We start from the raw sequence: 23972 nt of genomic DNA, 5'->3' as shown, positions 1-23972 counted from the left end.
GCTGGCTTCAGGCGGGGGTGCGCAGGTTGGGTGTCAGACTTGCCGGGACCGCAGGTCATTAAGAAAGCTGCGCAGTTGCTCTGTGTGGATAGGCTTTGCAAACAGCTGGGCATCCAGTCTCTGTACCAGCCTGGGGATGTCCGGGTTGGGGCTGGAGGAAATGAGGCAAGCGGGCAGTGGTCCAAAATCGCGACGCAGATCCTCAATGACTTTGGCGCCGCATTGGTTTGACCCCAATTGCAGGTCAATCAGCAGAACATCCGGGGTGACTTCAATTTCGGCGAGCAAGGTCCGGGCCTCATCCTCGCTGGCACAGGGCAGCACGTCGATACCCCATTGTTCCATGGTGAGGCTCAGCGCCTGGCGCAGGTCCGCATCGGCAACGATCAACAGTGCGATCAATTGGGGCAGCTGCGTGGGGGCAGGGCGAGGGGGTTCTGCCCTAAGGGAGGATACCTCCCCGATTGGCGGGCTGGCGGCGTCGCGGGGCAGATCGATGGCGAAGACCGTTCCACGGCCAACTTCAGATCTGAGTGTCAGGGGATGGCCAAGCAGCGCACAGGCACGTTCTACGATGGCCAGCCCCAGCCCCATGCCGTCTGCAGCACTTGCTGTGGCATTGAGGCGCTGGAATTCCGCGAAAATTCGGTTGCGGTCTTCGTCCGCAATGCCGGGGCCTGTGTCCCAGACCTCGACCCGGACGGAGGCCCGACGGGGCCGTATGCCGATAAGTACACCACCTTGATCGGTATAGCGCAGCGCGTTGGAGATCAGGTTCTGCATGATACGCCTCAGATAGGTCACATCACTCAGCACGCGTGCCCGACTGGGTCTGAGGCGCAGGGTCAGCCCCTTTATATCAGCGGTCGGGCGCATCTCGTCCTGCAGCTGACCCAACAGGTCATCCAGATCTACTGAGGTCACATGGACCTCTGCGCGACCGGAATCCAGCCGTGAGATATCAAGGAGGGCGGAGACCAGTGTTTCCACACTGTCCAGCGCATTGGCTGCCTTATGCAGCGTGTCCTGAGGCGAAGCGTCAGGCAGTTCGCTTTTCAGAGCCGCGACAAAGAGTTTTGCGGCAGACAAGGGTTGTAGCAGATCATGGGATGCGGCAGCGACAAAGCGGGATTTGGACGCATTGGCCCGTTCAGCGGCTTGTAGCGCGTCTTCCAGCTCCAGCGTGCGCTCCAGCACGCGTTGCTCCAACGTGTCGCGCGCTTCGCTCATGGCGCGGGCCGCCTGCCGTTCAGCTGTGACATCGGTGAAGCTGATCACAAAGCCCCCATCGGGCATATCCTGCATAAACACGGTCAGAACCCGCGTCGCACCCTGCTGAATATCGAAAGAGAGCGGAGCGCGCGCGTGCTGCTCAGCGGTGGTCTGTTCGGAAGCTGAGCCGCCCGCCAATTCGGTGCGCGGGCGGGCCCAGTCTGTGACTTGATCGGCGATATCCACCTGCGAAAAGGTGAACGTCTCGCGCAGCCGCTCAAAAATTCTCTCAAACCGGCTGCCGATGCGAAACCTCCCGATTGGGATCGACAGAAGATCCCCCATCAGCCGGTTCCACCCGACCAGCCGGGCCTGCTGATCGAAGATGCAGACCCCTTGATTCAGGTGTTCCAATGTGGCGCGGATCAGCCGCGCCTGATCGTCCAGAATGCGTTCACGCTCCTGATGCTGAAGCCGCATGATATCGGTGACATCGGTCTGCAGAATGACCGTGCCGCCATCCGGCGTCCGGTGCTCACTCACCTGCACCCATCGATTGCCGGTCATGCGGACGTTGAACATGACGCTGCGATCCTGATGACGGGCCAGTCGGCGCGCAGCCCAAGTGGCAGAGGGCGTGCCCGCCGGGAGTGAAAGGGACGTGCTCGAACTGACCAGCTGCACATAACTGTCAAACCTCAGCCCCGGTCGCAGATCAGCGCGAATGTCGGGCATGTGCATTCCAAAGCGGCTGTTGCACATCACGAGCACATCCTGCGCATTGAAGAGGGCGAAACCTTCCTGCACGGTTTCAATTGCATTGGCGAGATTTGCGCGCGCGGCTTCGGTCTCGCGATTGGCCTCGGCAAGCTTGGCATTCGAGAGATTGAGCAGATCCAGCGTGCGCTCCAGATCGCGGGTGCGGCTGCGGATTTCCTCTTCCAGCAACACGGCGCGTTCGAACTGCGCATAGGCTAGGCCGGAGGCATCCGTATCCTGTTCCACCCTGCGCATCAGGGTGGCAGTGATTTTCAGCAGCTTTTCATTCTGCCGTTCCAGCGAATCGCGCGGATCAATCAGGCCCTCGGTCATGACCGGACCGCAGCGTCGTCTGTTTCGGGCGGGTAGATGGCGACACCGGTCAGGGTCTGGTTCACATGGATGGAGTTCACCTGCTCCCCGTATGTACAAAATCCCACTGCGCGGTGTTTGGCTAACAGCGCGGATATCTGCGGGGTGAGCTGTTTCTGCTGGGCTTCCATCCGTCGCAGAAGGCAATCGCAGGCCAGAATCACATCCGGTGTCCGGGTTTCTCCCAGTGAAGACAGCGCACGGTCGAGATGATCCACCATGTCGAGAGGCTCTGCCAACGTCAGCACGACCCCTTCGTCGATGGCTGAGAAGAACACAAGATCGCCAGTGTCTGCGACCTGCTGGATGGCGCGGACATGATGCTGGCCCCCAATGCGCACCACCAGGGGATGGGCGGCAAAGGTAAAGGTGGTCAGCTGTTCCGGATCCTTGCCCAGCAGGCGCGCATATTCACGGGCCGCGGGTTCTGCGTTGATCTCATAGACCAGTCTGCGGGCAGGATCAGCCCCGGTCACCACCATGCGCTGGGCCGTCGGTACAAGATGATCGGTGTTGAAGACTTTGATCGGGCAGTTGCTGCGGATCTGCAGCAAGACCGCGGTGTTCTGTCGGGCCCCCCCGTCGCAAAGAACATAGGTCGCGCCAAAATCGGTGCTATCCCCGGCGGATCCTCCAAACAGTGGCACCGGGCCAAGCCCTGGCGCTAGATCGGCGGTGAGCGCGTCCTCCTTGACCGACAATCCATCCACCAACAGAAACGCAAATTCGGATCCCCACTGCGGTGTCTCCCGCGCCATGTCATTGCGATTGCGGATAATCTGGTCGATCTGGCTCTGGGCATCATAGGCGTTCAGATCGTCAATAGGCAGGACACGTGCGCAGAAATGGCTGCGCGGAAGGCCGATAGCGACAATCTCTCCGTCTGTATAACCGGCCTCGCCGATTTCGCCTGCGGTGGTGCAGCCAATCACCCGTGCGGGGGCCAGATCACGTGTCGCCGCAGCGCTGAGCGCATGGATGTCGGCCTGCGGAGAGACGAAGAGAATAATCAGCTCAAGATCATCCAGCGGCGCCAGCATCTGTGCCAACTTCGCCAGCGCATCGGGCGCGTCGGCCTCAGCGAAACCGGTGCGGGTGATGCGACTGGCCTGGTGTAATGCGGAAGCCATCGCGGGCAGCGTGCGCCCAGCCTCAACCGGCGCGACTGCGGGGGAACTGGCGTTGGCGCGGGGAGGGGCAGGGCGTGTCATGGCGGATGGTAGGCAGGTCAGCCAAGATCTTGCAAGACGTTTGCAAAGCTGGTTTCCTTCGCGATCAGAACCGCTTGGGTACGGCTTTGCACGCCGAGTTTGCGCATGATTGCGGTGACATGGGCCTTGACCGTGGTTTCGGCAATCGACAGGTCATAGGCGATCTGCTTGTTCAGTTTGCCAGCACAAATCAGTTGCAAGATGCGCGCCTGCTGATTGGTCAGTGTCGCCAGTCGCCCGGTCGCGTCCTGCGTTTCGCTGTCGCGGGGTAGCAGCACGTAGCCGGGCGGGACAAAGGGCGTGCCCCTTGCGATCGCGTCAAATGCGCTGATGTAGATCTCGCGCTGGCTGTGCTTGGGGACGAAACCTGCAGCGCCGGCGTGGATGGCGGCACTGATCACCCGATTGTCCGCCATGGACGAGACGACAAGGATCGGCGCGCTGGTGGCGTTGCGCAACCGGATAAGCCCGTCCAGCCCATGAACATCCGGCAGGTTCAGATCCAGGACCACCGTATCCGGGGTGGCAGTATCGGCAATCTCGGCTATGGCCTGTTCCAGAGTCGGCGCGGTTGCGATGGTGCTGATCCCGACCGTCGCGCGCAACGTCATCGCCAGCGCATCGCAGAACAGCGGATGATCCTCGACGATCAGCGCGGTGACAAAGCGGGCCGATTTCGCAGGCTCGGCGTTACCGCTCTGGGTCTGGGGGCTTGTGGGGGGCGACTGTGTCATCAGGCTCCTGAGATCGGTCGGGCGGTTCGTCCGTGGCGTAGGCCGGGACCGGCGGTGAATTAAGCGCCGCTTGCGGCAAGAATCATGCTAACAGCACAGATGCAGACCTACCAATAGGCGAAAGGTCGAAGGCTATGATCAGCGCCTATGATCTGGTTAGAAAATGGCCAGCAGCAGACCGATGGCGCGCGCTGACCTCAAAGGTCAAGGCGGCGCGGTCGACCGCTGGCTTGCAACCAATGTCGCATATCGGAGCGGTTATGGTTTCGACTATGCAAATGTCACGCAGGCGGTCCGCTGCCTGCCAAGAAACCGCTCGTCAGCAGATAGCCAGAAGAAGGAAAAAGCGCTTATGAAACTTGCCGATACCCGCACCATAGATGCTCCGCGCGCCGAGGTCTGGCAGGGGCTTCTGGATGCCGAAACCCTGAAGAACGCGGTGCCCGGCTGTCAGGAAATGGAAGGTTCCGCCGAGGACGGCTTTACGGCGGTTGTCGTGCAGAAAGTCGGCCCGGTGAAGGCGACATTTCGCGGTACTGTGACGCTCTCTGATCTTGATGCGCCAAACAGTCTGACCCTGCGCGGCGAAGGCAAGGGTGGGGCTGCCGGCTTTGCCAAAGGGGATGCCCATGTGACCTTGAGCGACGGCGAAGATGGGCAAACCCTGCTGACCTATGAGGTGGAGGCCAAGGTCGGTGGCAAGCTGGCGCAGCTTGGCAGCCGTATCATCGATGGTTTTGCCAAGAAGATGGCCGATCAATTCTTCGAGCGGTTTCAGGCGGCTGTTGAAGGCGAGGAGGCGGCTGGCGCCGACGTTGAGGCAAACGATGCGGGCGCAGAAACGCCTGCTGAAGGCGACGCGCCGCGCAAGGGGTGGATTGGCCGCGTTCTGGGCAGCTGACGAGGCCGCAGATCAGATCTGCGGCAGTGGGTGGTTCCAAGCGAAGCTACGAAATGTGAGATTTTCACGTCAGATCTGCTTGACGCTCAGAAAGCACCGATTTATAGACCAAATTCCCTGAGCGGGTATGGTGAAATGGTATCATAAGAGCCTTCCAAGCTTAAGGTGCGGGTTCGATTCCCGCTACCCGCTCCAGGACATCCCATATCAGCTGATATCTTGTTGTGCCCGCGCTGTATTTTCACCACGCGACACGGCTGTTTGATGTTCGGCATGCGGCGCTATGGCCGGGGATGATGACCTCTGTGCGCTTGACCTCAGAGGTTTGCGCAGTCATGAACCTTGGCGATGCGCAGGTCAGAGATCCTGCCACACGGAACGTCGAAGGAGCTGACATGGCGGGAAATCAAGCGGTCCCGACTGCGGATGTAGAGCGCGAGAAATCACGCAAAGTTGGTGTTCTCTCTGCTCTGTGGCCATTCATGCGCCCCTATCGTGTGCTGATGGCTATGGCGACGCTGGCGCTGGTGTTGACAGCAGGCCTGTCGCTGACCTTGCCGCTGGCGGTACGTCGGGTGGTCGACAATTTCCGGATATCCGAAGCCGCGCTCCTTAATCAGTATTTCGCCGCCGCCCTTGTGATTGCAGCTCTGTTGGCGGTCGGCACCGGTCTGCGCTACGCGCTGGTCACACGGCTGGGAGAGCGGGTGGTTGCCGATATCCGTAAGGCGGTGTTTGACCGCGTCATTGGCATGAGCCCGGCCTTCTTCGAACAGATCATGACCGGTGAGGTGCTGAGCCGGATCACCACGGATACGACGCTGATCCAGTCGGTTCTCGGATCGTCGGTGTCGATTGCCCTGCGCAACATGTTGATCTTCATCGGGGGGCTGGTGCTGATGCTGCTGACCTCGGCCAAACTGACCAGCCTTGTTCTGCTGATTGTGCCTGCGGTGATCGTGCCGATCCTGGTGCTGGGGCGGCGTCTGCGCAAGATCAGCCGTGAGAACCAGGATTGGATCGCGGCCTCATCCGGCAATGCAGGGGAGGCGCTAGGCGCAGTGCAGACGGTTCAGGCCTATACCCATGAAGTAGCAAGCCGAAGCGAATTCAGCCGTCTGACCGAAACCGCCTTTGACGTGTCGATGCGACGTATCCAGACGCGCGCCTTTCTGACCGTCATCGTGATCTTTCTGGTGTTTTCCGGGGTGGTTGGCGTGTTGTGGATGGGCGCCAATGACGTGCGCGCAGGAGTGATGACCGAAGGTACATTGGTGCAATTCGTGATCTATGCGGTGCTGGTGGCAGGATCTGTTGCGGCGCTGTCGGAAATCTGGAGCGAATTGCAGCGGGCCGCCGGCGCGACCGAGCGTTTGGTGGAGCTGCTGACGGCTGTGGATCAGGTTCAGGACCCCAAGTCTCCCCAAGCGCTTGCCGCACCGGTGCGCGGGGAAATCCGGTTTGACAACGTGTCCTTCCGCTATCCCGCACGGCCACAGATCCCGGCGTTGGTGGATGTTTCGCTTACCGTGCAGCCGGGTGAAACAGTCGCCTTTGTCGGGCCGTCTGGTGCAGGCAAGACAACGATCATCCAGATGATCCAGCGGTTTTACGATCCGACGTCTGGTGCTGTTTGCCTGGATGGTAGGCCGCTGCGGGATCTGCAACGGGATGACTTCCGCCAGCATATCGCGCTGGTGCCGCAGGATCCGGTGATCTTTGCGCTGTCCGCGCGTGACAATATTCGCTTTGGCCGTCCCGGTGCCAGTGATGCCGAGGTTGAGGCCGCTGCCCGGGCCGCTGCGGCCCATGACTTCATTTCTGCACTACCCGAAGGCTATGACAGCCAGGTTGGCGAGCGTGGTGTGATGCTATCTGGTGGTCAGAAACAGCGGATCGCCATTGCGCGTGCCATCCTGCGTGACGCGCCGGTGCTGCTGCTGGACGAGGCAACCTCTGCACTTGACGCCGAAAGCGAACGTCTGGTGCAGGCTGCCGTGGACGAGCTGAGCCAGGGCCGGACCACACTCATCGTGGCGCATCGTCTGGCGACGGTGAAGAAGGCTGACCGCATCGTGGTCATGGAAGAGGGGCGCATCATCGCCACCGGCACCCATGATCAGCTGGTCGCCGAGGACGGTCTTTATGCCCGCCTGGCGCGTTTGCAGTTCACCGACGGAATGGCGGCAGAATAGGCAATACTGGCCTCGAACGCTCAGAAATTCGGTTTCAAGGTTGAAAACTGTCAAATGTCGCTGCGTCAAAGCGCAGGCTTCCTTGACGTGACCCTGTCGGCGCGCTTGCACGACGGGCCGTTTCAAATCATTTTGTGTTAACTGAAATTCCCCGGCACAAGGGGACTAGGGGAGGAAACCAATGGGATTTGCCACGGCCGCGGACTGCTTGGCACTAGTGAATGAGATGCCTTTCGGGCAACGGAATATGCCGACAACGCTATACGGGCTGTTGTCCCGTACGGCCGGGAAGTTTCCCGACAACAAGGCAATAAGTTATCAGATCTTTTCCGGTCCGACCGATAAGGCTGAGACCCTGACCTGGCGCCAGTTGAAAGACAAGGTGACCCAAGCGGCGAATATGTTCCGTTCAATGGGCATCGGCGAAAAGGATGTGGTGGCCTATATTCTGCCCAACTGCAACGAAACGGTTGTGACCCTGCTGGGCGGCGCCGTCGCGGGTATTGCCAATCCTATCAACCCATTGCTTGAGCCAGAACAGATCGCCTCGATCCTGCGCGAAACCGGGGCGAAGGTCGTTGTGACGCTGAAACCCTTTCCCAAGACCGATGTGGCACAGAAGGTCGCCGAGGCCGTGCGCCATGCGCCCAAGGTGCATACGGTTCTGGAAATCGACCTCAACCGTTATCTGACACCGCCAAAATCCTGGATTGTGCCCCTGATCCGTCCCAAGCTTGAGGGCAAGGACAAGCTGGCGCATGCGAATTACAAAAACTTCAACCGCGAGCTGCGCAAACATCCTACCGAGCTGACGTTTGCGGATTCGGACAGCGACCGGGTGGCTTGCTATTTCCACACCGGCGGCACAACCGGCATGCCCAAAGTGGCGCAGCACACCTATTCCGGCATGAACTACAACGGCTGGTTGGGCAGCAAACTGCTGTTCACCGAAGAAGACAACATCATGTGCCCGCTGCCGCTGTTCCATGTCTTTGCGTGCCATGTGATCCTGATGGCTGCTGTTGCGTCTGGCGCGCATGTGGTGTTCCCGACTCCGCAGGGTTATCGCGGCGAGGGGGTGTTCGACAACTTCTGGAAGCTGGTCGAACGGTGGAAGATTTCCTTTATCATTACAGTGCCCACGGCGATCTCGGCCAAGATGCAGCGGCCTGTTGATGCGGATGTCTCAACCGTGAAAACCGCCTTTTCCGGGTCCGCGCCGCTGCCAGTGGAACTGTTCAGGCGGTTCGAAGAAGCAACGGGTGTGAAAATCGTTGAGGGCTATGGCCTGACCGAAGCCACATGTCTGGTGTCCTGCAACCCGGTGTTGGGTGAAAAGAAAATTGGATCCATCGGCATTCCGCTGCCCTATACCGATGTGAAAATCGTCAAGGGCACCGACGAGGGAACCGTTGAACTGGGCGTGGATGAGATCGGCGAGATCTGCATCTCCAGCCCCGGTGTTTACGCCGGTCATACCTACACAGAGGTCGAGAAGAACGAAGGGTTGTTCTACCAAGACACGCATCTGCGGACCGGCGACCTTGGGAAGCTGGACAGCGACGGGTATCTCTGGATCACCGGTCGTGCCAAAGATCTGATCATTCGCGGTGGTCACAATATCGACCCGGCCGAGATTGAAGAGGCGCTATTGGGCCATGAGGCCGTCGCCTTTGCCGGCGCTATAGGCCAGCCAGATGCCCATGCCGGCGAGGTGCCCTGCGCCTTTGTCGAGCTGGTGGACGGCGCAACTGTGACGCCTGACGAGCTTCTGGCTTATTGCCAAATTCACGTACACGAGCGGGCTGCGATCCCGAAACATGTGACTGTGATGGATGAGCTCCCGAAAACGGCTGTGGGCAAGGTCTTCAAACCGGATCTGCGCAAGAATGCGATTACCCGGATCTACAACGACGCGCTGCTGAAGGCTGGTCTGCCTGCGCGCGTTGAACATGTGGTCGATGACAAGGGCCGTGGACTGGTCGCGCAGGTTGAAGAAAACGGCGCCAAGGCCTCGGACATTTCCGATGTACTGGGCGTCTTTACCCGCCCATGGGAACCTATGCCCAAGGCATGATAACATGCCCTCGGTCTTGGCCGTTCACAGAGGTTGAGAAAGCGCCCCATTGGGGCGCTTTTTTCGATTGTGGGGCATGGTTTTTGGCCGCCGCGCTGCTAGGCTCATCCGGCGCACTACGAAACGGGGAACGGGCAAGATGAATTACGAACGGCTGATCGACGAAGAAACCTGGGCCTTTATCAAAAAAACAGGTGAGTGTTATCCGGATGATGCCGTTGATCTGACCATCGAAGAGCAGCGAGAGGTCTACAACGCCATGGCCGCTGAGTTCCGTACGGCCCGCCCTGACATTGTCAGCTGTGAGGACCGTCTGGTCGGTGCCGTACCGGTGCGCATTTACACCGCCGGAGAGCCGGGCTGTACGGTAATGTTCTGTCACGGAGGCGGGTTTGTCGTGGGCGGTCTGGACAGCCATGATGATGTCTGCGCCGAACTCTGCGCGCAGACTGGTTATCGCGTGGTGGCGGTCGACTACCGGCTGGCACCGGAACATCTGCATCCTGCTGCCTTTGACGACGCCTGGGCGGTCTGCCAGTGGATCCACGAGAGTTTTGATGGTGACCTTGTGCTGGCGGGTGACAGTGCTGGCGCAAATCTCTGCGCTGCAGTGGCGCACCATGCGCGTGGACGACTCACGGGGCTGGTCGGTCAGGTGCTGATCTACGGGGACTTTGGCGGTGATATAGACGAAGGCTCATATCTAGAGCACGCCCAGGCCCCGATGCTGACGCGGGATGATCTTCTGTTCTATGGCGATATTCGCCGTCCTGATGGCGCAGGCGATGCACCAGACCCGACCATGGCTCCGCTTTCGGACAGTGATTTCACCGGGCTGCCCGCTACGGTGCTGGTCACCGCTGATTGCGATCCGGTGCGCGATGACTCCCGCCACTACCGCGACAAGATTTTGGCTGCAGAGGGCAAGGCGCATTGGATCAATGAACCGGGGCTGGTCCATGGCTACCTACGCGCCCGCCACAGCGTTGGCCGCGCCCGCGACAGTTTTGAGCGGATTTCAGTTGCCGTGGAAGCGCTGGGGCAGGGGCTCTGGCCTTACGAGTGACGCCAGACCTAACCTGCAAAATCACGGCATTGTTCGGGTGCGGCACTGCGATCATACCACCCCCCGCTCTTGACGCGCCAATCGCTCGTGTGGGTGGTCACATAGGACCAATTGCCCACCGGAAGATGGGAGTACCCAATGACATCGCCGGGCTGGATCAGTCCAATGCGGGCGGTCCCCGCGCTGTGACCTGAGTAAAGCGGGACCGGCGCCCCCAGCCAGCCGAGGCAGGCGCTTTCAAACTCATCCCGGATCGGCAGATCGACAAGCAGGCGGCGCAGGTGGGTGTCATTAAGTGCCAGTTGACGGCGTTTGGTATTGACCTTGCAGCCGTGAAATTGCTCTAGCCCCCGGATTTCCTGCACCTGTCGATTGCTATGTGGGTCAAGCGCAACCGATTTTCCCAGACAGTCGCTATTGTCAAAGACGCTTTGACCCAATGTCGACCCAAAGCAATAGCCCGCCCGGTCCATGATCAGGTTTCGGGTGAACCACAGATCATCACAGCCATCCTGCGCCAATGCGGGCAATGGCAGAAGCAGTAGTATCAGGGCAAGGCAACGTCTGGTCATGGCAGGCTCCTGTCGGGCGGATATAGTGATCACGCAAAGAAGCCTGCCACGGATCCTCAGCTGAGGAAAGATTTTGCCTTCATCGTGTCGGCAATTGGCGCGCCGAGACGGCTGAGAATGGTGGGGGCCAGTTGCAGCTGATCGATCACCACGTCCTCTGCGGGGCCTGTCGCATCCCCAAAGTAATAGAGCGCGGTTTCCTGCTGCAGGGGGCTGCGCCCGCCGTGGTGCCCGCGCTCATCCTGGCCATGATCTGCGGTAACGATGATCTCGTAGCCCATTTCGCGCCATTTGATTATGAACGGGGCCAGCATCTCGTCCATCACGAAACAGGCGTGATCCATCTCCTGACAGTCGTGGAAGAACCGGTGCCCCATGCAATCCAGCGTGCAGGTGTGCAGCATGCCGTAGTTGAGGCCAAAGCGCAGGCAGAGGTTGGTCAGCGTGCCAAACAGATCCACATCGGACGGCGTCATCTGGTTCACCAATCCATAGCCGGTCATGGAATGAAACCGCCCATGATTGATGGTGGCGCTTTCGGGTTCGTCATATTCCACATCGCGCACCGGATCATAGGGATGGCGATTGAAGAACGAGGACCAGAAACTATGCGCGACCGCACCGGTCACGCCGCCGCCGTCGCGGACCTGACTGAACACATCCTTGTGGCCCAGACGGAAGACATTGCCATTGCCGGTACAGCCATGTTCCGCAGGGACAACGCCGGTGTGGATCGAGGCATAGCAGCTGGCAGAGATCGACGGCAGCACTGCCCGGTGTTTCCAGACCCGCGCTTCGCCGCTGTCAACCCAGCCTTCCAGATTGCCAAACAGCCGACGGAAATTGCGCCATGGGACGCCGTCCAAGATGATAAGGAGAAGTTTGTTGTCCATCGCAGAACCCAAGGTCTTGTAAAGGTGAGATAAAAAGGCGGTCGTGAGGATTGTTCCTGCGACCGCCTTTGAGAGCGTTCCGCCGCAGTTGCCTGCGACCGGGGATGATATGTACTGCCTGCCCGCTAGTTGCCGGCACTTTCCATCTTGCGGTTGGCGATGACTTCTTCCAGCCAGCCCAGGCGCATTTCCGGTACCGAGCTGAGCAACAGATCGGTGTAGTCGTCAAAGGGCGGCGACAGCACCTCGGTCTTGCCGCCATAGCGCTGCACGCGGCCCTGATACATCACCGCGATATTGTCCGAAATCGCCCGCACTGTGGCGAGATCGTGGGTGATGAACAGGAAGGCGACATTCTCGATCTTTTGCAGTTCCAGCAACAGCTTGAGGATGCCGTCTGCCACCAGAGGATCCAACGCTGAGGTGACCTCGTCGCAGATGATCATCTTCGGTTTGGCGGCCAGAGCGCGTGCAATGCAGACACGCTGTTTCTGCCCACCGGACAGCTCTGCCGGGTAGCGATCCATGAAGCTTTCGCCCAGTTCGATCTCATCCAGCAGTTCGATGATCCGTTTGCGCTTCTCCGCACCTTTCATGCCGAAGTAGAACTCCAGCGGGCGGCCGATGATGGTGCCGACGGTCTGGCGCGGGTTCATCGCCACATCAGCCATCTGATAGATCATCTGCAATTCGCGCAGATCTTCGCGGCTGCGTCCCGCCAGATCGGACGAAAGGGTACGCCCTGCAAATTCGATCTCGCCCTCGCGCGGTGGCAACAGACCGGTGATCACCCGTGCGAGTGTCGATTTACCAGACCCGGATTCCCCGACCACGGCCAGTGTCTGGCCGGGGTGCAGATCAACGTTCACATTGTGCAGCACATCGAATTTGGTGCCCTTGTAGCGCGCGGTGATATTACGCACGCTCAGCACAGGCTCCGGGGTGGGGGCCTTTTCTTCATGGGTGATGGAGCGCACCGAGACCAGCGCCTGAGTATACTCCTCCTGCGGTGCGTTGATGATCTGATCAACAGGGCCATATTCCACCATATTCCCATGGCGCAGCACCATGATGTCGTCGCTTACCTGTGCCACAACCGCGAGGTCATGGGTGATATAAAGCGCCGCCACACCCGTGTCGCGAATGGCTTCCTTGATCGCCATCAGCACCTCAATCTGGGTGGTCACATCCAGCGCCGTTGTCGGCTCGTCAAAGACCACAAGATCCGGCTCCGGGCAGAGCGCCAGCGCCGTCATGCAGCGCTGCAGCTGGCCGCCGGAGACCTGATGCGGGTACCGCTCGCCGATGTTGTCAGGATCAGGCAAACCCAGCTTGGCAAAGAGCGCGCGGGCGCGCGCCTCGGCGTCCTTCTTGGAGAATTTGCCCTGCTCAACCGCAGCTTCAATCACCTGTTCCATGATCTTTTTGGCCGGGTTAAATGAGGCCGCTGCCGATTGCGACACATAGGTGACCTCGCCACCGCGCAGGCGCCGGATATCACGCAGTTTGGACTGCAGGATATCACGACCATTCACCCAGACCTCACCACCGGTGATTTTGACCCCGCCCCGGCCATAGGCCATGGAGGCCAGACCGATGGTGGATTTGCCCGCGCCGGATTCCCCGATCAGGCCAAGAACCTTGCCCGGTTGCAGATCAAAGCTGACACCATGCACGATCTCGATGTCATGGGGCTTTTCCCCCGGCGGGTAGACAGTTGCGCCGATCTTGAGATCGCGCACTTTCACGAGAGGTTCGCTCATCCGCGGCCTCCTTTCAGTGATGTTGTGCGGTTCAGGACCCAGTCCGCGACAAGGTTGACCGAGATCGCAAGGGTGGCGATGGCGATGGCAGGCAGCAGAGCCGCCGGGATGCCATAGACAATGCCTTCCTTGTTTTCCTTCACGATGCCGCCCCAATCGGCTTCCGGCGGTTGCACGCCAAGGCCGAGGAAGGAGAGCGTCGAGACGAACAGCACCATGAAGATGAACCGCAGACCCATTTCGGCCACCAGCGGTGACAGCGCGTTGGGCAGGATCTCACGGAAGATGATCCAGGCTGTTTTCTCACCCCGCAGACGGGCTGCTTCGACGTAGTCCATCACCTCAATATCGACCGCAACCGCACGGGCCAGACGATAGACACGCGTGGAGTCCAGCAGGCCCATCACCACGATCAGCACCGGCACGGTGACTGGCATCACCGACAGCACCACAAGGGCAAAAATCAGCGTTGGAATCGACATCACCAGATCGACCAGCCGTGACATCACCTGATCAACCCAGCCGCCGGAGACGGCAGCAAAGAAGCCCAGGATTGATCCCGTGGTAAAGGACAGAATGGTGGCCGCTGTCGCGATGAAGATGGTCGTCCGCCCACCGTAGATCATCCGGCTGAGAAGATCGCGACCAATATTATCGGTGCCAAGGAGATGCTCGGCTGTACGTGGTTCCCAGACGTCACCAACGATTTCTGCCATGCCGTAGGGGGCCAGCAGCGGGGCAAAGATCGCCATGAGAAAATAGAGGGCCGTGAACAACAGCCCAATCATTGCAGAGATAGGGATATTCTTCATTTCGGATGCCTCAGACGTGGGTTCGACAGGATGGCCACAATATCGGCGATCATGTTCAGAACGATATAGACCGCAGCGAAAATCAGACCGCAGGCCTGCACCACCGGCACGTCACGCTTGGACACATGGTCGACCAGATACTGCCCCATGCCGGGGTAGACAAAGACCACTTCGATCACCACGACGCCAACCACCAGATAGGCGAGGTTCAGCATCACCACATTGACGATTGGTGCAATGGCGTTGGGGAACGCATGGCGGGCAATCACCTTGAAGGTGGTGAGACCCTTCAGTTCTGCGGTCTCAATATAGGCCGATTGCATCACATTGAGGATCGCGGCCCGCGTCATGCGCATCATATGCGCCAGAACCACCAGCGTGAGCACGGCGACGGGCAGGGCGATTGCGTTGAGTTTTTCCAGCAAGCTCATGGAATCATTGATCATCGCAACGGAGCTGAACCAGCCCAGCTGCACAGCGACGAAATAGATCAGCAGATAGCCAATCAGGAATTCCGGGATCGAGATCGAGGCCAGGGTCACGGCCGAGATCAGTTTGTCAGGCCAACGGTCACGGTAACGCACCGCCAGAAGGCCGAGAAAGATTGCCAGCGGAACCGAGATGACAGCAGCCCAGAACGCCAGGAACAGCGTATTGCCAAGGCGGCGACCGATGCTGGTTGCAATGTCCTGACCATTGGTCAGCGCGGTGCCCAAATCGCCCTGCAGGGCGCCGAACAGCCAGTCGAAATAGCGCAGTACGGCAGGTTCATTCAGGCCCAGCTCTTCGCGCAGATTGGCGAGCGCCTCAGGGGTGGCCGACTGGCCCAGAATGGACTGCGCCACATCGCCGGGCAGGATCAAGGTGCCCACAAAAATGAGCACAGATGCGGCAATCAAGAGAATTAATCCCAGCGCTAGGCGCTGGGACACAAGTTTTACGACGGGGTGCATGGCATAGACCTCTATCAGGCCAACCAGCACTTATGCGACCACTTGCCGGCCATGGTGTCGCCGGTGGAATCCACCACCCAACCCTGGACCTTGCTGCTGGTCGCTTCGATGAAGTCGTTGAACATCGGGCAGATCAGACCACCCTCGTCCCGCACCATCATGCCCATCTGGCTGTAGAGCGCCTTGCGCTTGGCTTCGTCAAGCTCGCCGCGGGCGGCAAACAACAGCTTGTCGAAGTCTTCGCGCTTGAAACGGGTGTCGTTCCAGTCTGCGGTCGACAGATAAGCGGTCGAATACATCTGGTCCTGCACCGGACGGCCACCCCAGTAGGAGGCACAGAACGGCTGTGCGTTCCAGACTTCCGACCAGTAGCCATCACCGGGCTCGCGCTTCAGTTCCAGCGGGATACCGGCGGCATTGGCCGACTGCTGGAACAGCTGCGCTGCGTCCAGAGCACCGGGGAAGGCAACATCCGACACCCGCAGAGTGATTGGACTGCCGTCGTGGCCGGATTTCTTGTAGTGTTCAGCCGCTTTGGCTGGATCGAACGGACGCTGCGGAATGCTGTCGTCAAACAGCGGGTAGGCTGCATTGACGGGCATGTCGTTGCCAACGGAACCGTAGCCGCGCAGCACTTTGTCGACCATTTCTTCGCGATTGATGGCGTATTTCAGTGCCAGACGCAGTTCGTTGTTGTCGAACGGCGCGGTGTCGCAATGCATGATGAACACATAGTGACCCGGACCTGCGGCATTGCGCACGGTGAGGTTCGGCGCGCGGTCCAGCAGACCTGCGACCTTTGGCTCTACACGGTTGGCGATGTGGACCTGACCAGACTGCAGCGCCGCCATACGGGCGGTGGCGTCGTTGATCACAACGATCTCGACCTCATCAACGTGGCCGCGGGTGTCGTCCCAGTAGTTGGGGTTTTTCTTCCACATGTGGCGCACGCCGGGTTCATCCGCTTCCAGCATATAAGCGCCGGAGCCGATGCCTGCTGCCGGATTGTCAAAGCCGCCATCAGGTTGGATCATCAGGTGATAATCGGCCATCAGATAGGGCAGGTCGGCGTTGGGTGTGGTCAGCTCGACGATGAAGTTGTCACCATCGGTCTTCATGCTCTCGATACCGCGCATGATGCCCAGAGCACCGGACTGGCTGTCATCGTTAGAGTGACGCTCCATCGTGCGCATCACATCTTCGGCGGTCACAGACTTGCCGTTGTGGAATTCTACACCCTTACGGATCTTGAAGGTCCATGTCTTGGCGTCTGCGCTGGCTTCAACGCTTTCGGCGACGCGATTTTCAATGCCGCCCTCGGGCGTCACATTCACCAGCGTTTCACCGAACTGATAGAGGTTGTGATAAGGCACTTGGCTGGCGGCCACAGCCGGATCCAGCGAGTCGGTGCTACCACCGCCGATGGAGCCCAGCTTCAGCGTGCCCCCTTTGACCGGGCCTGCGGCCTCAGCTGCACGGGCAAACAAGCTGCCTGCGACGGCGGCGCTGATCCCCAGTGCAGCGGTTTTGCCCATGAACTCACGCCGGGTCATTTTACCGGAGGTGACGCTTTGCGTCATGAAATCAAGTTGGTCTTTCATTGCGGACTCCCTGTCGTATTTAGACGCTGAACACGTCATTTCTTGAATTGTCATTCAAGGTTTGCGCATTTGATGCGACCTCGCAACCCTTATTAGCGTCCTTTTTGGCACCAGAGGGGGCGGCAAAGTCATCAAGAGACGGCGATCCCGTCGTCTTTTGCGACTGCTATGTCGTATTTGGTAGGAAGTGAATGCTTGGCGGGACAATATGTGGAAAAAAGCCTCCCGGATCAGAGACCAAATATTATCCCGCTCACAGCGAAGTATTCGCCAATGGCTGGCAGAAATCAGCATATTTTCGGCCAAAACGTGTGTGTGGATCGGGTTTCTCGGCCGGGACGGGCAGATGACACAATGTCGGCTTTTCAGACCTTCGCCGCGATTTGGGAGGCGGAGATCGGGCCGAATGTACTGTTTAGGACCTGACGAAACGCGACATTAACAGCCTGCGCAGATCACCAGTCGGCGCTGTCCATCCAGATGGTCACCGGGCCGGAATTGACCAGGGCAACCTGCATATCCGCACCAAACGATCCGCGCGCCACCGGTACGTCCAGCGCGGCAAGCTGATCGGCAAACCGGGTATAAAGTGCACGGCCCAGTTCAGGGGCGGCGGCATTGGAAAATCCGGGGCGGTTGCCCCGGCGGGTGTCGGCAGCAAGGGTGAACTGGCTGACCACCAGCGCGCTGCCGCCAATATCCTTGACCGAGCGGTTCATCTTGCCCGCGTCATCACGAAAAATCCGCAGTTTGCTGATTTTGGCCGCCATCTGATCGGCCTGCGCTGTACTGTCACCTTCCATGGCGCAGATCAGGATCAATAGGCCGGGGCCGATATCGCCGATGACATCACCGTCGACACTGACAGAGGCTTCAGAAACGCGTTGGATCAGAGCACGCATAGTCTCTCCTATTCACTGGTCGGAGGCGTCAGTCGCGCCAGCTGGTAAAATCGCCCAATTCGGCGCGTTCGGTTCGGAATTGATTGGCAGGATGGTCCGGATCACCGTAGCCGAAGGACAGCGCACAAAGGATATTACGATCCTCCGGTATGTCGCAGAACTGATGCAGCATCGGGGCGTATGTGGCGACCGCAGCCTGCGCAATAGTCGCCACACCTGCGGCTGTCGCAGCAAGCGTGAAACCGGTGACGAAACCCCCGCAATCCAGCGCGCCATAGGGACCTAGCTCCTTCGGGCTGGTCAGAATGGCGCAATGGGGTGCGTCAAACAGGGTGAAATTGCGCATCATCTGTTGGTGAGATGCGGCGCGATCGCCGCGTTCGACACCCACGGCCTCATATAAGGCCCAGCCGCAGGCCTGACGGCGTGTCTTGTACTCGTCGCTGTAGCGTTCCGGAAACGGCAGATCCGGTGCAACGGGATCTTTCATGACCGCCTCCATCAAAGCGGATCGCAGCGCGTTGGTGGCCTCACCGCTGAACAAGGTCACCTGCCAAGGCTGGGCATTGCACCAGGACGGGACCTTCTGCGCGCAGCGCAAAATATCCTCGATCACCGCGCGGGGCACCGGGTCGGGACGAAAGGCACGACAGCTGTGGCGCTGACTGAACAGGGCATCAATCGCGGGCAGAGTGGTCATAGCGGATCCTTGATTTCTGACATCAGTAAGTGGACATGAGGGCGAGCCTTGGCTGTCAACGCGATCCGAAAAACGCCACGGCGCCGCCAAGGATCAGTGCAAGGATAACGGCCGATGCAATCTTCCACGCGGAGTAAGGGCGTTCCCCCTGTACACGGCCCGATTGCCCGTTGACCACAAACCGGTAGGTTTTGCCCCGGTACTTGTACGCGGCGAGCCAGACCGGCAGCAGCACATGTTTGAATGTGATATCGGAGAAATTGCTGTCGATATCTTCAATGCGCTGTCGATCCCCACCGATGTCAAAACGCACGTCACGTTCAATCACCCGGCGCATCCGCGCGTTTGCTTCGCTGTAACCGTCGGCCAGCTCCACTGCATAGGCCTCGGCACGGAACCCGGCCAGATACTGCGGCTGATAAGGTTCCAGCGCGGACAGATCCCAGGGTTCCAACGCGTCGGTGTTCTTTTTCGGCAGGCTTTTGGAGGCCAGCACCAGCACATCATCGAAAAACCGCTGGACCCGACCCGTGACTGGCCGCCAACGCACCTTGGGCACTTGGCGGGATTGGCGCTTGCCATCGACCATGACGGTTTCGGTGACATAATAGACCGTGCCGCGCTGGCCGCGATATTGCGACCGGGTTTCGGCGTCAAAGGTCCAATAGGGGACATAGATCCCGTCCATACGCCGCCCCTTGCGGGCGTATTGTTGCAGGCCGTTTGGGGCGAACCACAGCTGACCCAGCCAGTCTGACATGGCCTTATGGGCGCTGCGCTCGTCAAAGGCGAAGGGCAACACACCCTTCGGTTTGATGTGACGGTGGGTGCCGGTATCGGTCACCATAGGCGTGGCGCAGAAAGGACATTCGCCCGCATGGTCCTTTGGGTCCAGCTCCACCTGAGCCGCGCAATTCGGGCAGCGCAGGACGCGGGTTTCTTCCATGTCGGCCTCTGCCAGACCAGACGACAGGGCGGTCTCGAAATCCAGTTCGCGCAGGCTGCCACCGCGCCATGGACCGGAACGTATGGTGTCTTGATGGCCGCAATGATCGCAGGTCAGCGTGCCGTTCTGCGGGTCATAACGATAGTCTGCGCCGCATTGTTCGCAAGGGAACCGGTGTTCCGTCGGCTGAGCGTCGGTGCCGGAGGACGCAGGGGGCTCGGCAGAGGGAGGGCCGGGGGGCGGCGGTGGGGGTTGGGTCACGGGGGAGCCTCAAAGATACTTGTGCAGCAGTTTCGGCACCATGATGCGCAGGGCGTTGTCCTTCAACAGAAAATGGCGCCAAAGGTGGAAGATCCCATGCAAAACAATGGCAACTAGCAGCGCATCAAAGGCGATCTCATGCAGATCTTCAGCCAGTTCATGCAGGGTGCGGCTGCCGACCGCAGGGTTGATCGGCACAACCCCAAAGGCACGGATCGCAAAGGGCGCCAGCATCCCGGCCAGCGCGCCGGTTGCAACCATGATCGGCAGGCCGATTTGCAGAACACGATGGTTCAGCCCATGGAACCGCTTGGCCCAGCCGGGCAGCTTGGGACCGGCACGCCCGGCTAACCCTTTGCGCAGATAGATTGCGGTCCAGATCAGCACGATCAGCGCCAGTATCAGCCCAACCCCGGCATGGGTGGCCAACGCCAGCCCAGGGGCTGCGCTGTTTTCCTCCGGCTCCACCAGGTAGAAGTAGACAATAAGAGCGAGGCTTAGCCAGTGGAGCCATTTGAGCGCACTGCGTCGGGTCATTATTGCTGAATCCTTCGTGGCAAGGAGGCTGCATCGGTCGTGAGAAAGGGCGCCGATGATCACAGCGCCCTTGGGTTGGTTTGATGTCAGCCTGCCGGGGGGGGCGGTGGTGGGGGCAGGATGGTAAAGAGCTGCGCCAGTTCCAGCACATCGCCAGCTGCCTTCCAGCCGTCCTGACCCGGGGTCCAAACCAGGCTGTCGCGGCGCAATCCGCCCTCCTGCGCCATCCGCCCAAGGCGTGCTTTGGAGAAGGGGCCGGTGGTCTGTCCATTCTCGGCGATGTGCCAGACATGTTCCACCGGTGGCGGTGGCGGCGGCGGGGCCACCGGGGCGGTCATCGGTGCGGTTTGCGGGGCAGCGGGTCTGGGCCGTGCGCCCCAGGGACCGGCGGGCTGACCTGCTGCATGACCGGTGGCACCCGGTTGCGCCATCTGCGCCATCTGTTGGGCCATCGCCATGCCCATACCCATGCCCATACCAGCCCCCATACCGCTGTTGGGCGTCTGGGCTGCGACGGTCATCGCTTCGGCGGCAGAAAACTGCGTGTAGCGGCCAAGATCACCGACGATCCCCATCTGGGTGCGCTTGTCCAGCGCCTGTTCGACCGCGGCGGGCAGCGAGATGTTCTCGATATATAGCTCCGGGATCGCGATGCCGTAGTCTGCAACCGTTGCGGAAATCTCTGCTGCGACCAGCTTGCCCAGATCAGCGGTATTCGCGGCCATGTCCAGCACCGGGATGCCGGACCCTGCCAGCACCCGGCTCGCCTGTTGAACGATAATGTTGCGGATCTGGAAGGAGATTTCATCCATGGTGAATTCACCATCGGTGCCCACGATTTCAGTGAGGAACCGCGCCGGATCTACCACCCGGATGCTGTAGGTGCCAAAAGCGCGCAGGCGGACGGGGCCGAACTCGGGGTCCCGCGCCATGATGGGGTTCTTGGTACCCCACTTCAGATCGTTGAACCGGGTGGTGTCGACGAAATAGATCTCGGACTTGAACGGCGACTGAAACCCGTGGTCCCAATGCTGCAGCGTCGTCATGACTGGCATGTTGTTGGTCTCTAGCATGTAGAGTCCGGGGGTAAAGACATCCGCCAGCTGGCCCTCATGGACAAAGACCGCAGCCTGACCTTCGCGGACCGTCAGTTTGGCGCCGTATTTGATCGCATGGCCTTCACGCTCAAATCGCCAGACCAGCGTGTCATTGGTGTCGTCGGTCCAGTGGATGACGTCGATGAACTCTCCCTTGAGAAAGTCGAAAATACCCATTGTCTTCATCCTTGTTCGGCGATGCCAGAGCATCGGGTCGGCAAATGCGGGGCCGCTATTGCGGCTCCCCCATGATATCATAGGCGATTGTTTGCACGATCGGGCGGGCCTCTTCGGCGGACATGCCGGAGCGCAGACGTGGATCATACAGGATCTGCAGAAGCTTCTCGTCCTGGCTGGTGAGCAGCGCAAATTCATCGTCATCGTTGAAGATTGAGGGACGCGCGTGCGGGCTGTCGTTGCGCAGGCCAAGGCCCTGAGCGATTTCCTCGTGGATACAGCTGCGCCGTGCCAGATCCGGATGCTCTGCGCGAATGAGCGCCACTCCGCGCATATAAGACGAGGGATCCGCCTGCAGACCTCCGGCGCGCACCAGACAATAATAGCTTTGCGGCGGATTGGAGAAGACCTGAAGATCGGCGTCGCTGATCGACGGCAGGATTTCCCGCACCCGTCCGGCCACATAGGCACTGTCATCTGCGCCAGCGAAGATCACGTTGAAATTGGCCCGTGCGCGGCTGGTTGTCGTACTGATCGGATGACCGGTGATCCGGGCCAGACGGGCGGCATATGCCTCCAACGTTGAGCGGTCTTTCTGCTGCTGTTCGGCGCTGACCGAGGGGCCGAAGTCGGCCCTCAGGCGCACCGGCCCGTCCCACCGCCCCAGCGCGCCGGAGGTGCGCAGATTGCCGCTGCCGTATTCATCGTAGAAGGCGATCTGCTCAAAGTTCCTGCGCAGATCGTCAGCGTCATAGGGCGTCTCCGGCCCGCCACCATCTGTCCGCAATAGCCCACGGGTGAGCAGATCCTGCTGCAGGGCACCATAGTAGCGGGCCAGTCGCTGGCTCTCGACTGAGGGCGGTTTGGGCTGCGGGGCCAGGTTTGCAGGGCGCGTTGGCGGCACCAGCGAGGTGCGCTGAGCCAGGGGATCGCAGCCCATCAGGAGCGCAGTCCCGGTCAGCGCGCCGACAAGCACCGGCACCATTCGTCGCTTTCGGGCGCGCTGCCATATGCGGTGGGTCTTGCTCATGCGGTGCCGGGGACCGCCGTAGCAGCTGTGTCGCCAACACCGTCTCGGCGTGCCTTGGCTGCGGCGAGGGTGTCGCGCAATTCTGCTTCCATCTTTTTCAGATCTTCCTCAGCTGCGGCGCGTTTGGCCTTGCCCTCGTCAGCGATCTGCAGGCTATCCTGAATGGTGCCGATTAGATCGGCATTGGCCTGTTTCACCGCTTCGATGTCGAAAACGCCGCGCTCCATTTCCTGACGGATTACCTTGTTGGTTTCGCGTAGGTTGGCGGCGTTTGAGGTTAGCAGCTCATTTGTCAGGTCATTGGCATCGCGTACGGCCGCCGCTGCCTCTGCCGAGCGCTGGATGGTGACAGCCTGCGCCAGCTGGGTCTCCCAAAGCGGCACGGTGTTGACCAGAGTAGAGTTGATCTTGGTCACCAGGGATTTGTCATTTTCCTGCACCAAACGGATCGAGGGCAGCGACTGCATGGTGACCTGACGGGTCAGTTTCAGATCATGCACCCGGCGTTCCAGATCGTCGCGGGCGGCGCGCATGTCGCGCAACTCCTGCGCGCGCATCACCTGATCGCTCTCAGCCGCAGCGGCGACAGCGGCTTCCAGGGCGGGGATCTCATTGGCATCCAGTTCGGCCAGCTTGGCCTCACCTGCTGCAATATAGAGCGCCAGCTCGTCATAGAAGCTCAGCGTTTTGGCATAGAGCAGATCCAGCGATTTGATATCCTTGAGCAGCTGATGCTCATGACCGAGGAGATTATCGGTGATGCGGTCGATCTGGCCCTGCACATCCTCAAACCGGGCGGTGAATTTGGCAAAGGGTGCGGCGCGACCCAGCAGACGCTCCCAGAAGCTGCGCTTGCGGCGCACATCCAGTTCGGACACCGAAAAGCCACGGATGGTGGTGACGATATTGCGCAGACTGTCGCCGGCGGGGCCGACGTCTTTGTTGCGCACATCCGTCAGCATGGCTTGGCTGATCTGCTGCAATTCGGCCTGTGCGCCAGAACCGAAATTGATGATCGAATTGCTGTCCGACATGTCGATCTGCGCCATGCGGGACTTGATATCGGCGCTGGTGGCCTCATCCGCCTGTTCCAGCGACTGGATCTCCGCCACCGGTTCCGGCAGCTCAATCGCGGTGATCTCGGAAACTATTTGCGTCTCCTTGGCGGCTTTCTTCTGGGTCGTCTCGGACATGTGCAAAT

20 protein-coding genes and 1 tRNA gene are annotated in these 23972 nt (G+C 60.0%); 5 read left to right on the top strand and 16 right to left on the bottom strand.

The features are described 5' to 3' along the window. Positions 1-33 precede the first annotated feature (33 nt). The 3 genes from J4721_RS08250 to J4721_RS08240 are packed head-to-tail and all read right to left on the bottom strand — an operon-like array spanning position 34 to position 4288. Positions 34-2304 carry a PAS-domain containing protein gene (locus J4721_RS08250; protein WP_211002309.1) on the bottom strand — a complete coding sequence of 757 codons (2271 nt, stop codon included), beginning with the start codon at positions 2302-2304 and terminating at the stop codon, positions 34-36. Next, the gene (locus J4721_RS08245) at positions 2301-3554 is read right to left on the bottom strand and encodes an FIST N-terminal domain-containing protein (protein WP_211002310.1); all 1254 of its coding nucleotides are present in this window, start codon (positions 3552-3554) and stop codon (positions 2301-2303) included. The genes J4721_RS08250 and J4721_RS08245 overlap by 4 nt, the downstream gene beginning before the upstream one ends. Positions 3555-3571: 17 nt before the next feature. Then, on the bottom strand, positions 3572-4288 hold the full coding sequence (locus J4721_RS08240) for a response regulator transcription factor (protein ID WP_211002311.1): 717 nt from the start codon (positions 4286-4288) through the stop codon (positions 3572-3574). 352 nt (positions 4289-4640) lie between these two features. Between J4721_RS08240 and J4721_RS08235 the strand changes: the two genes are divergently transcribed. The 5 genes from J4721_RS08235 (at position 4641) to J4721_RS08215 (ending at position 10527) form a co-directional block, all read left to right on the top strand. Continuing rightward, positions 4641-5189 carry a CoxG family protein gene (locus J4721_RS08235; RefSeq protein WP_102873953.1) on the top strand — a complete coding sequence of 183 codons (549 nt, stop codon included), beginning with the start codon at positions 4641-4643 and terminating at the stop codon, positions 5187-5189. A 121-nt stretch (positions 5190-5310) separates the two neighbouring features. Next, positions 5311-5384, top strand: a tRNA-Gly gene (locus J4721_RS08230). Between the two features lie 200 nt (positions 5385-5584). After that, positions 5585-7384 (top strand): ABC transporter transmembrane domain-containing protein, encoded by a 1800-nt coding sequence (locus tag J4721_RS08225; RefSeq protein WP_061048744.1) that lies wholly within the window; start codon positions 5585-5587, stop codon positions 7382-7384. 181 nt (positions 7385-7565) lie between these two features. Beyond that, positions 7566-9461, top strand: coding sequence for an acyl-CoA synthetase (locus J4721_RS08220; protein WP_014875217.1), 1896 nt, complete (start codon positions 7566-7568; stop codon positions 9459-9461). Positions 9462-9600: 139 nt separating this feature from the next. Beyond that, positions 9601-10527 carry an alpha/beta hydrolase gene (locus J4721_RS08215; RefSeq protein WP_211002312.1) on the top strand — a complete coding sequence of 309 codons (927 nt, stop codon included), beginning with the start codon at positions 9601-9603 and terminating at the stop codon, positions 10525-10527. Positions 10528-10535: 8 nt separating this feature from the next. Here the strand turns inward: J4721_RS08215 and J4721_RS08210 are convergent, their stop codons facing one another. From J4721_RS08210 to J4721_RS08150, 13 genes are all read right to left on the bottom strand, one after another. Further along, entirely contained in the window at positions 10536-11099 is a 564-nt protein-coding gene (locus tag J4721_RS08210) for a DUF4453 domain-containing protein (protein ID WP_027246904.1), read from the bottom strand. Positions 11100-11155: 56 nt separating this feature from the next. Next, positions 11156-11992: an alkaline phosphatase family protein gene (locus tag J4721_RS08205; protein ID WP_014880513.1), complete on the bottom strand. Its 837-nt coding sequence runs from the start codon at positions 11990-11992 to the stop codon at positions 11156-11158. Between the two features lie 125 nt (positions 11993-12117). Then, a complete protein-coding gene (locus tag J4721_RS08200) occupies positions 12118-13755 on the bottom strand; it encodes an ABC transporter ATP-binding protein (RefSeq protein ID WP_014880512.1) in 1638 nt (545 codons plus the stop codon). After that, a complete protein-coding gene (locus J4721_RS08195) occupies positions 13752-14567 on the bottom strand; it encodes an ABC transporter permease (RefSeq protein WP_014875212.1) in 816 nt (271 codons plus the stop codon). The genes J4721_RS08200 and J4721_RS08195 overlap by 4 nt, the downstream gene beginning before the upstream one ends. Next, on the bottom strand, positions 14564-15520 hold the full coding sequence (locus tag J4721_RS08190; protein ID WP_014875211.1) for an ABC transporter permease: 957 nt from the start codon (positions 15518-15520) through the stop codon (positions 14564-14566). The genes J4721_RS08195 and J4721_RS08190 overlap by 4 nt, the downstream gene beginning before the upstream one ends. A 14-nt stretch (positions 15521-15534) precedes the next feature. Beyond that, positions 15535-17121, bottom strand: a complete 1587-nt coding sequence (locus J4721_RS08185) for an ABC transporter substrate-binding protein (RefSeq protein ID WP_014875210.1) — start codon at positions 17119-17121, stop codon at positions 15535-15537. Positions 17122-17576: 455 nt separating this feature from the next. Then, positions 17577-18023 (bottom strand): D-aminoacyl-tRNA deacylase, encoded by a 447-nt coding sequence (gene dtd, locus J4721_RS08180; protein ID WP_211002313.1) that lies wholly within the window; start codon positions 18021-18023, stop codon positions 17577-17579. Between the two features lie 28 nt (positions 18024-18051). After that, positions 18052-18723, bottom strand: coding sequence for a nitroreductase (locus J4721_RS08175; RefSeq protein WP_102870176.1), 672 nt, complete (start codon positions 18721-18723; stop codon positions 18052-18054). 55 nt (positions 18724-18778) lie between these two features. Next, complete coding sequence (locus J4721_RS08170; protein WP_211002314.1) at positions 18779-19930, bottom strand: TFIIB-type zinc finger domain-containing protein; 1152 nt, start codon at positions 19928-19930, stop codon at positions 18779-18781. Between the two features lie 9 nt (positions 19931-19939). Next, positions 19940-20467 (bottom strand): cytochrome b, encoded by a 528-nt coding sequence (locus tag J4721_RS08165; RefSeq protein ID WP_102873958.1) that lies wholly within the window; start codon positions 20465-20467, stop codon positions 19940-19942. A gap of 86 nt (positions 20468-20553) precedes the next feature. Further along, entirely contained in the window at positions 20554-21741 is a 1188-nt protein-coding gene (locus tag J4721_RS08160; RefSeq protein ID WP_211002315.1) for an SPFH domain-containing protein, read from the bottom strand. 55 nt (positions 21742-21796) lie between these two features. After that, positions 21797-22681 (bottom strand): DUF2927 domain-containing protein, encoded by an 885-nt coding sequence (locus J4721_RS08155; RefSeq protein WP_102855855.1) that lies wholly within the window; start codon positions 22679-22681, stop codon positions 21797-21799. Positions 22682-22767: 86 nt separating this feature from the next. Beyond that, a complete protein-coding gene (locus J4721_RS08150) occupies positions 22768-23964 on the bottom strand; it encodes a toxic anion resistance protein (RefSeq protein ID WP_014875203.1) in 1197 nt (398 codons plus the stop codon). Positions 23965-23972: the final 8 nt, after the last annotated feature.

Source organism: Phaeobacter sp. HS011, assembly GCF_018101215.1.
GTDB lineage: Bacteria > Pseudomonadota > Alphaproteobacteria > Rhodobacterales > Rhodobacteraceae > Phaeobacter > Phaeobacter inhibens.
This window is presented reverse-complemented; position numbering and strand designations above follow the sequence as displayed.

Excerpts from the sequence above, each read along its gene's own strand:
- J4721_RS08250 (WP_211002309.1), bottom strand. The coding sequence starts at position 2,304 with ATGACCGAGGGCCTGATTGATCCGCGCGATTCGCTGGAACGGCAGAAT.
- J4721_RS08220 (WP_014875217.1), top strand. The coding sequence starts at position 7,566 with ATGGGATTTGCCACGGCCGCGGACTGCTTGGCACTAGTGAATGAGATG.
- J4721_RS08205 (WP_014880513.1), bottom strand. The coding sequence starts at position 11,992 with ATGGACAACAAACTTCTCCTTATCATCTTGGACGGCGTCCCATGGCGC.
- J4721_RS08225 (WP_061048744.1), top strand. The coding sequence starts at position 5,585 with ATGGCGGGAAATCAAGCGGTCCCGACTGCGGATGTAGAGCGCGAGAAA.
- J4721_RS08185 (WP_014875210.1), bottom strand. The coding sequence starts at position 17,121 with ATGAAAGACCAACTTGATTTCATGACGCAAAGCGTCACCTCCGGTAAA.
- J4721_RS08155 (WP_102855855.1), bottom strand. The coding sequence starts at position 22,681 with ATGGGCTGCGATCCCCTGGCTCAGCGCACCTCGCTGGTGCCGCCAACG.
- J4721_RS08150 (WP_014875203.1), bottom strand. The coding sequence starts at position 23,964 with ATGTCCGAGACGACCCAGAAGAAAGCCGCCAAGGAGACGCAAATAGTT.
- J4721_RS08240 (WP_211002311.1), bottom strand. The coding sequence starts at position 4,288 with ATGACACAGTCGCCCCCCACAAGCCCCCAGACCCAGAGCGGTAACGCC.
- J4721_RS08190 (WP_014875211.1), bottom strand. The coding sequence starts at position 15,520 with ATGCACCCCGTCGTAAAACTTGTGTCCCAGCGCCTAGCGCTGGGATTA.
- J4721_RS08210 (WP_027246904.1), bottom strand. The coding sequence starts at position 11,099 with ATGACCAGACGTTGCCTTGCCCTGATACTACTGCTTCTGCCATTGCCC.
- J4721_RS08165 (WP_102873958.1), bottom strand. The coding sequence starts at position 20,467 with ATGACCCGACGCAGTGCGCTCAAATGGCTCCACTGGCTAAGCCTCGCT.
- J4721_RS08215 (WP_211002312.1), top strand. The coding sequence starts at position 9,601 with ATGAATTACGAACGGCTGATCGACGAAGAAACCTGGGCCTTTATCAAA.
- dtd (WP_211002313.1), bottom strand. The coding sequence starts at position 18,023 with ATGCGTGCTCTGATCCAACGCGTTTCTGAAGCCTCTGTCAGTGTCGAC.
- J4721_RS08245 (WP_211002310.1), bottom strand. The coding sequence starts at position 3,554 with ATGACACGCCCTGCCCCTCCCCGCGCCAACGCCAGTTCCCCCGCAGTC.
- J4721_RS08175 (WP_102870176.1), bottom strand. The coding sequence starts at position 18,723 with ATGACCACTCTGCCCGCGATTGATGCCCTGTTCAGTCAGCGCCACAGC.
- J4721_RS08235 (WP_102873953.1), top strand. The coding sequence starts at position 4,641 with ATGAAACTTGCCGATACCCGCACCATAGATGCTCCGCGCGCCGAGGTC.
- J4721_RS08200 (WP_014880512.1), bottom strand. The coding sequence starts at position 13,755 with ATGAGCGAACCTCTCGTGAAAGTGCGCGATCTCAAGATCGGCGCAACT.
- J4721_RS08195 (WP_014875212.1), bottom strand. The coding sequence starts at position 14,567 with ATGAAGAATATCCCTATCTCTGCAATGATTGGGCTGTTGTTCACGGCC.
- J4721_RS08160 (WP_211002315.1), bottom strand. The coding sequence starts at position 21,741 with ATGGGTATTTTCGACTTTCTCAAGGGAGAGTTCATCGACGTCATCCAC.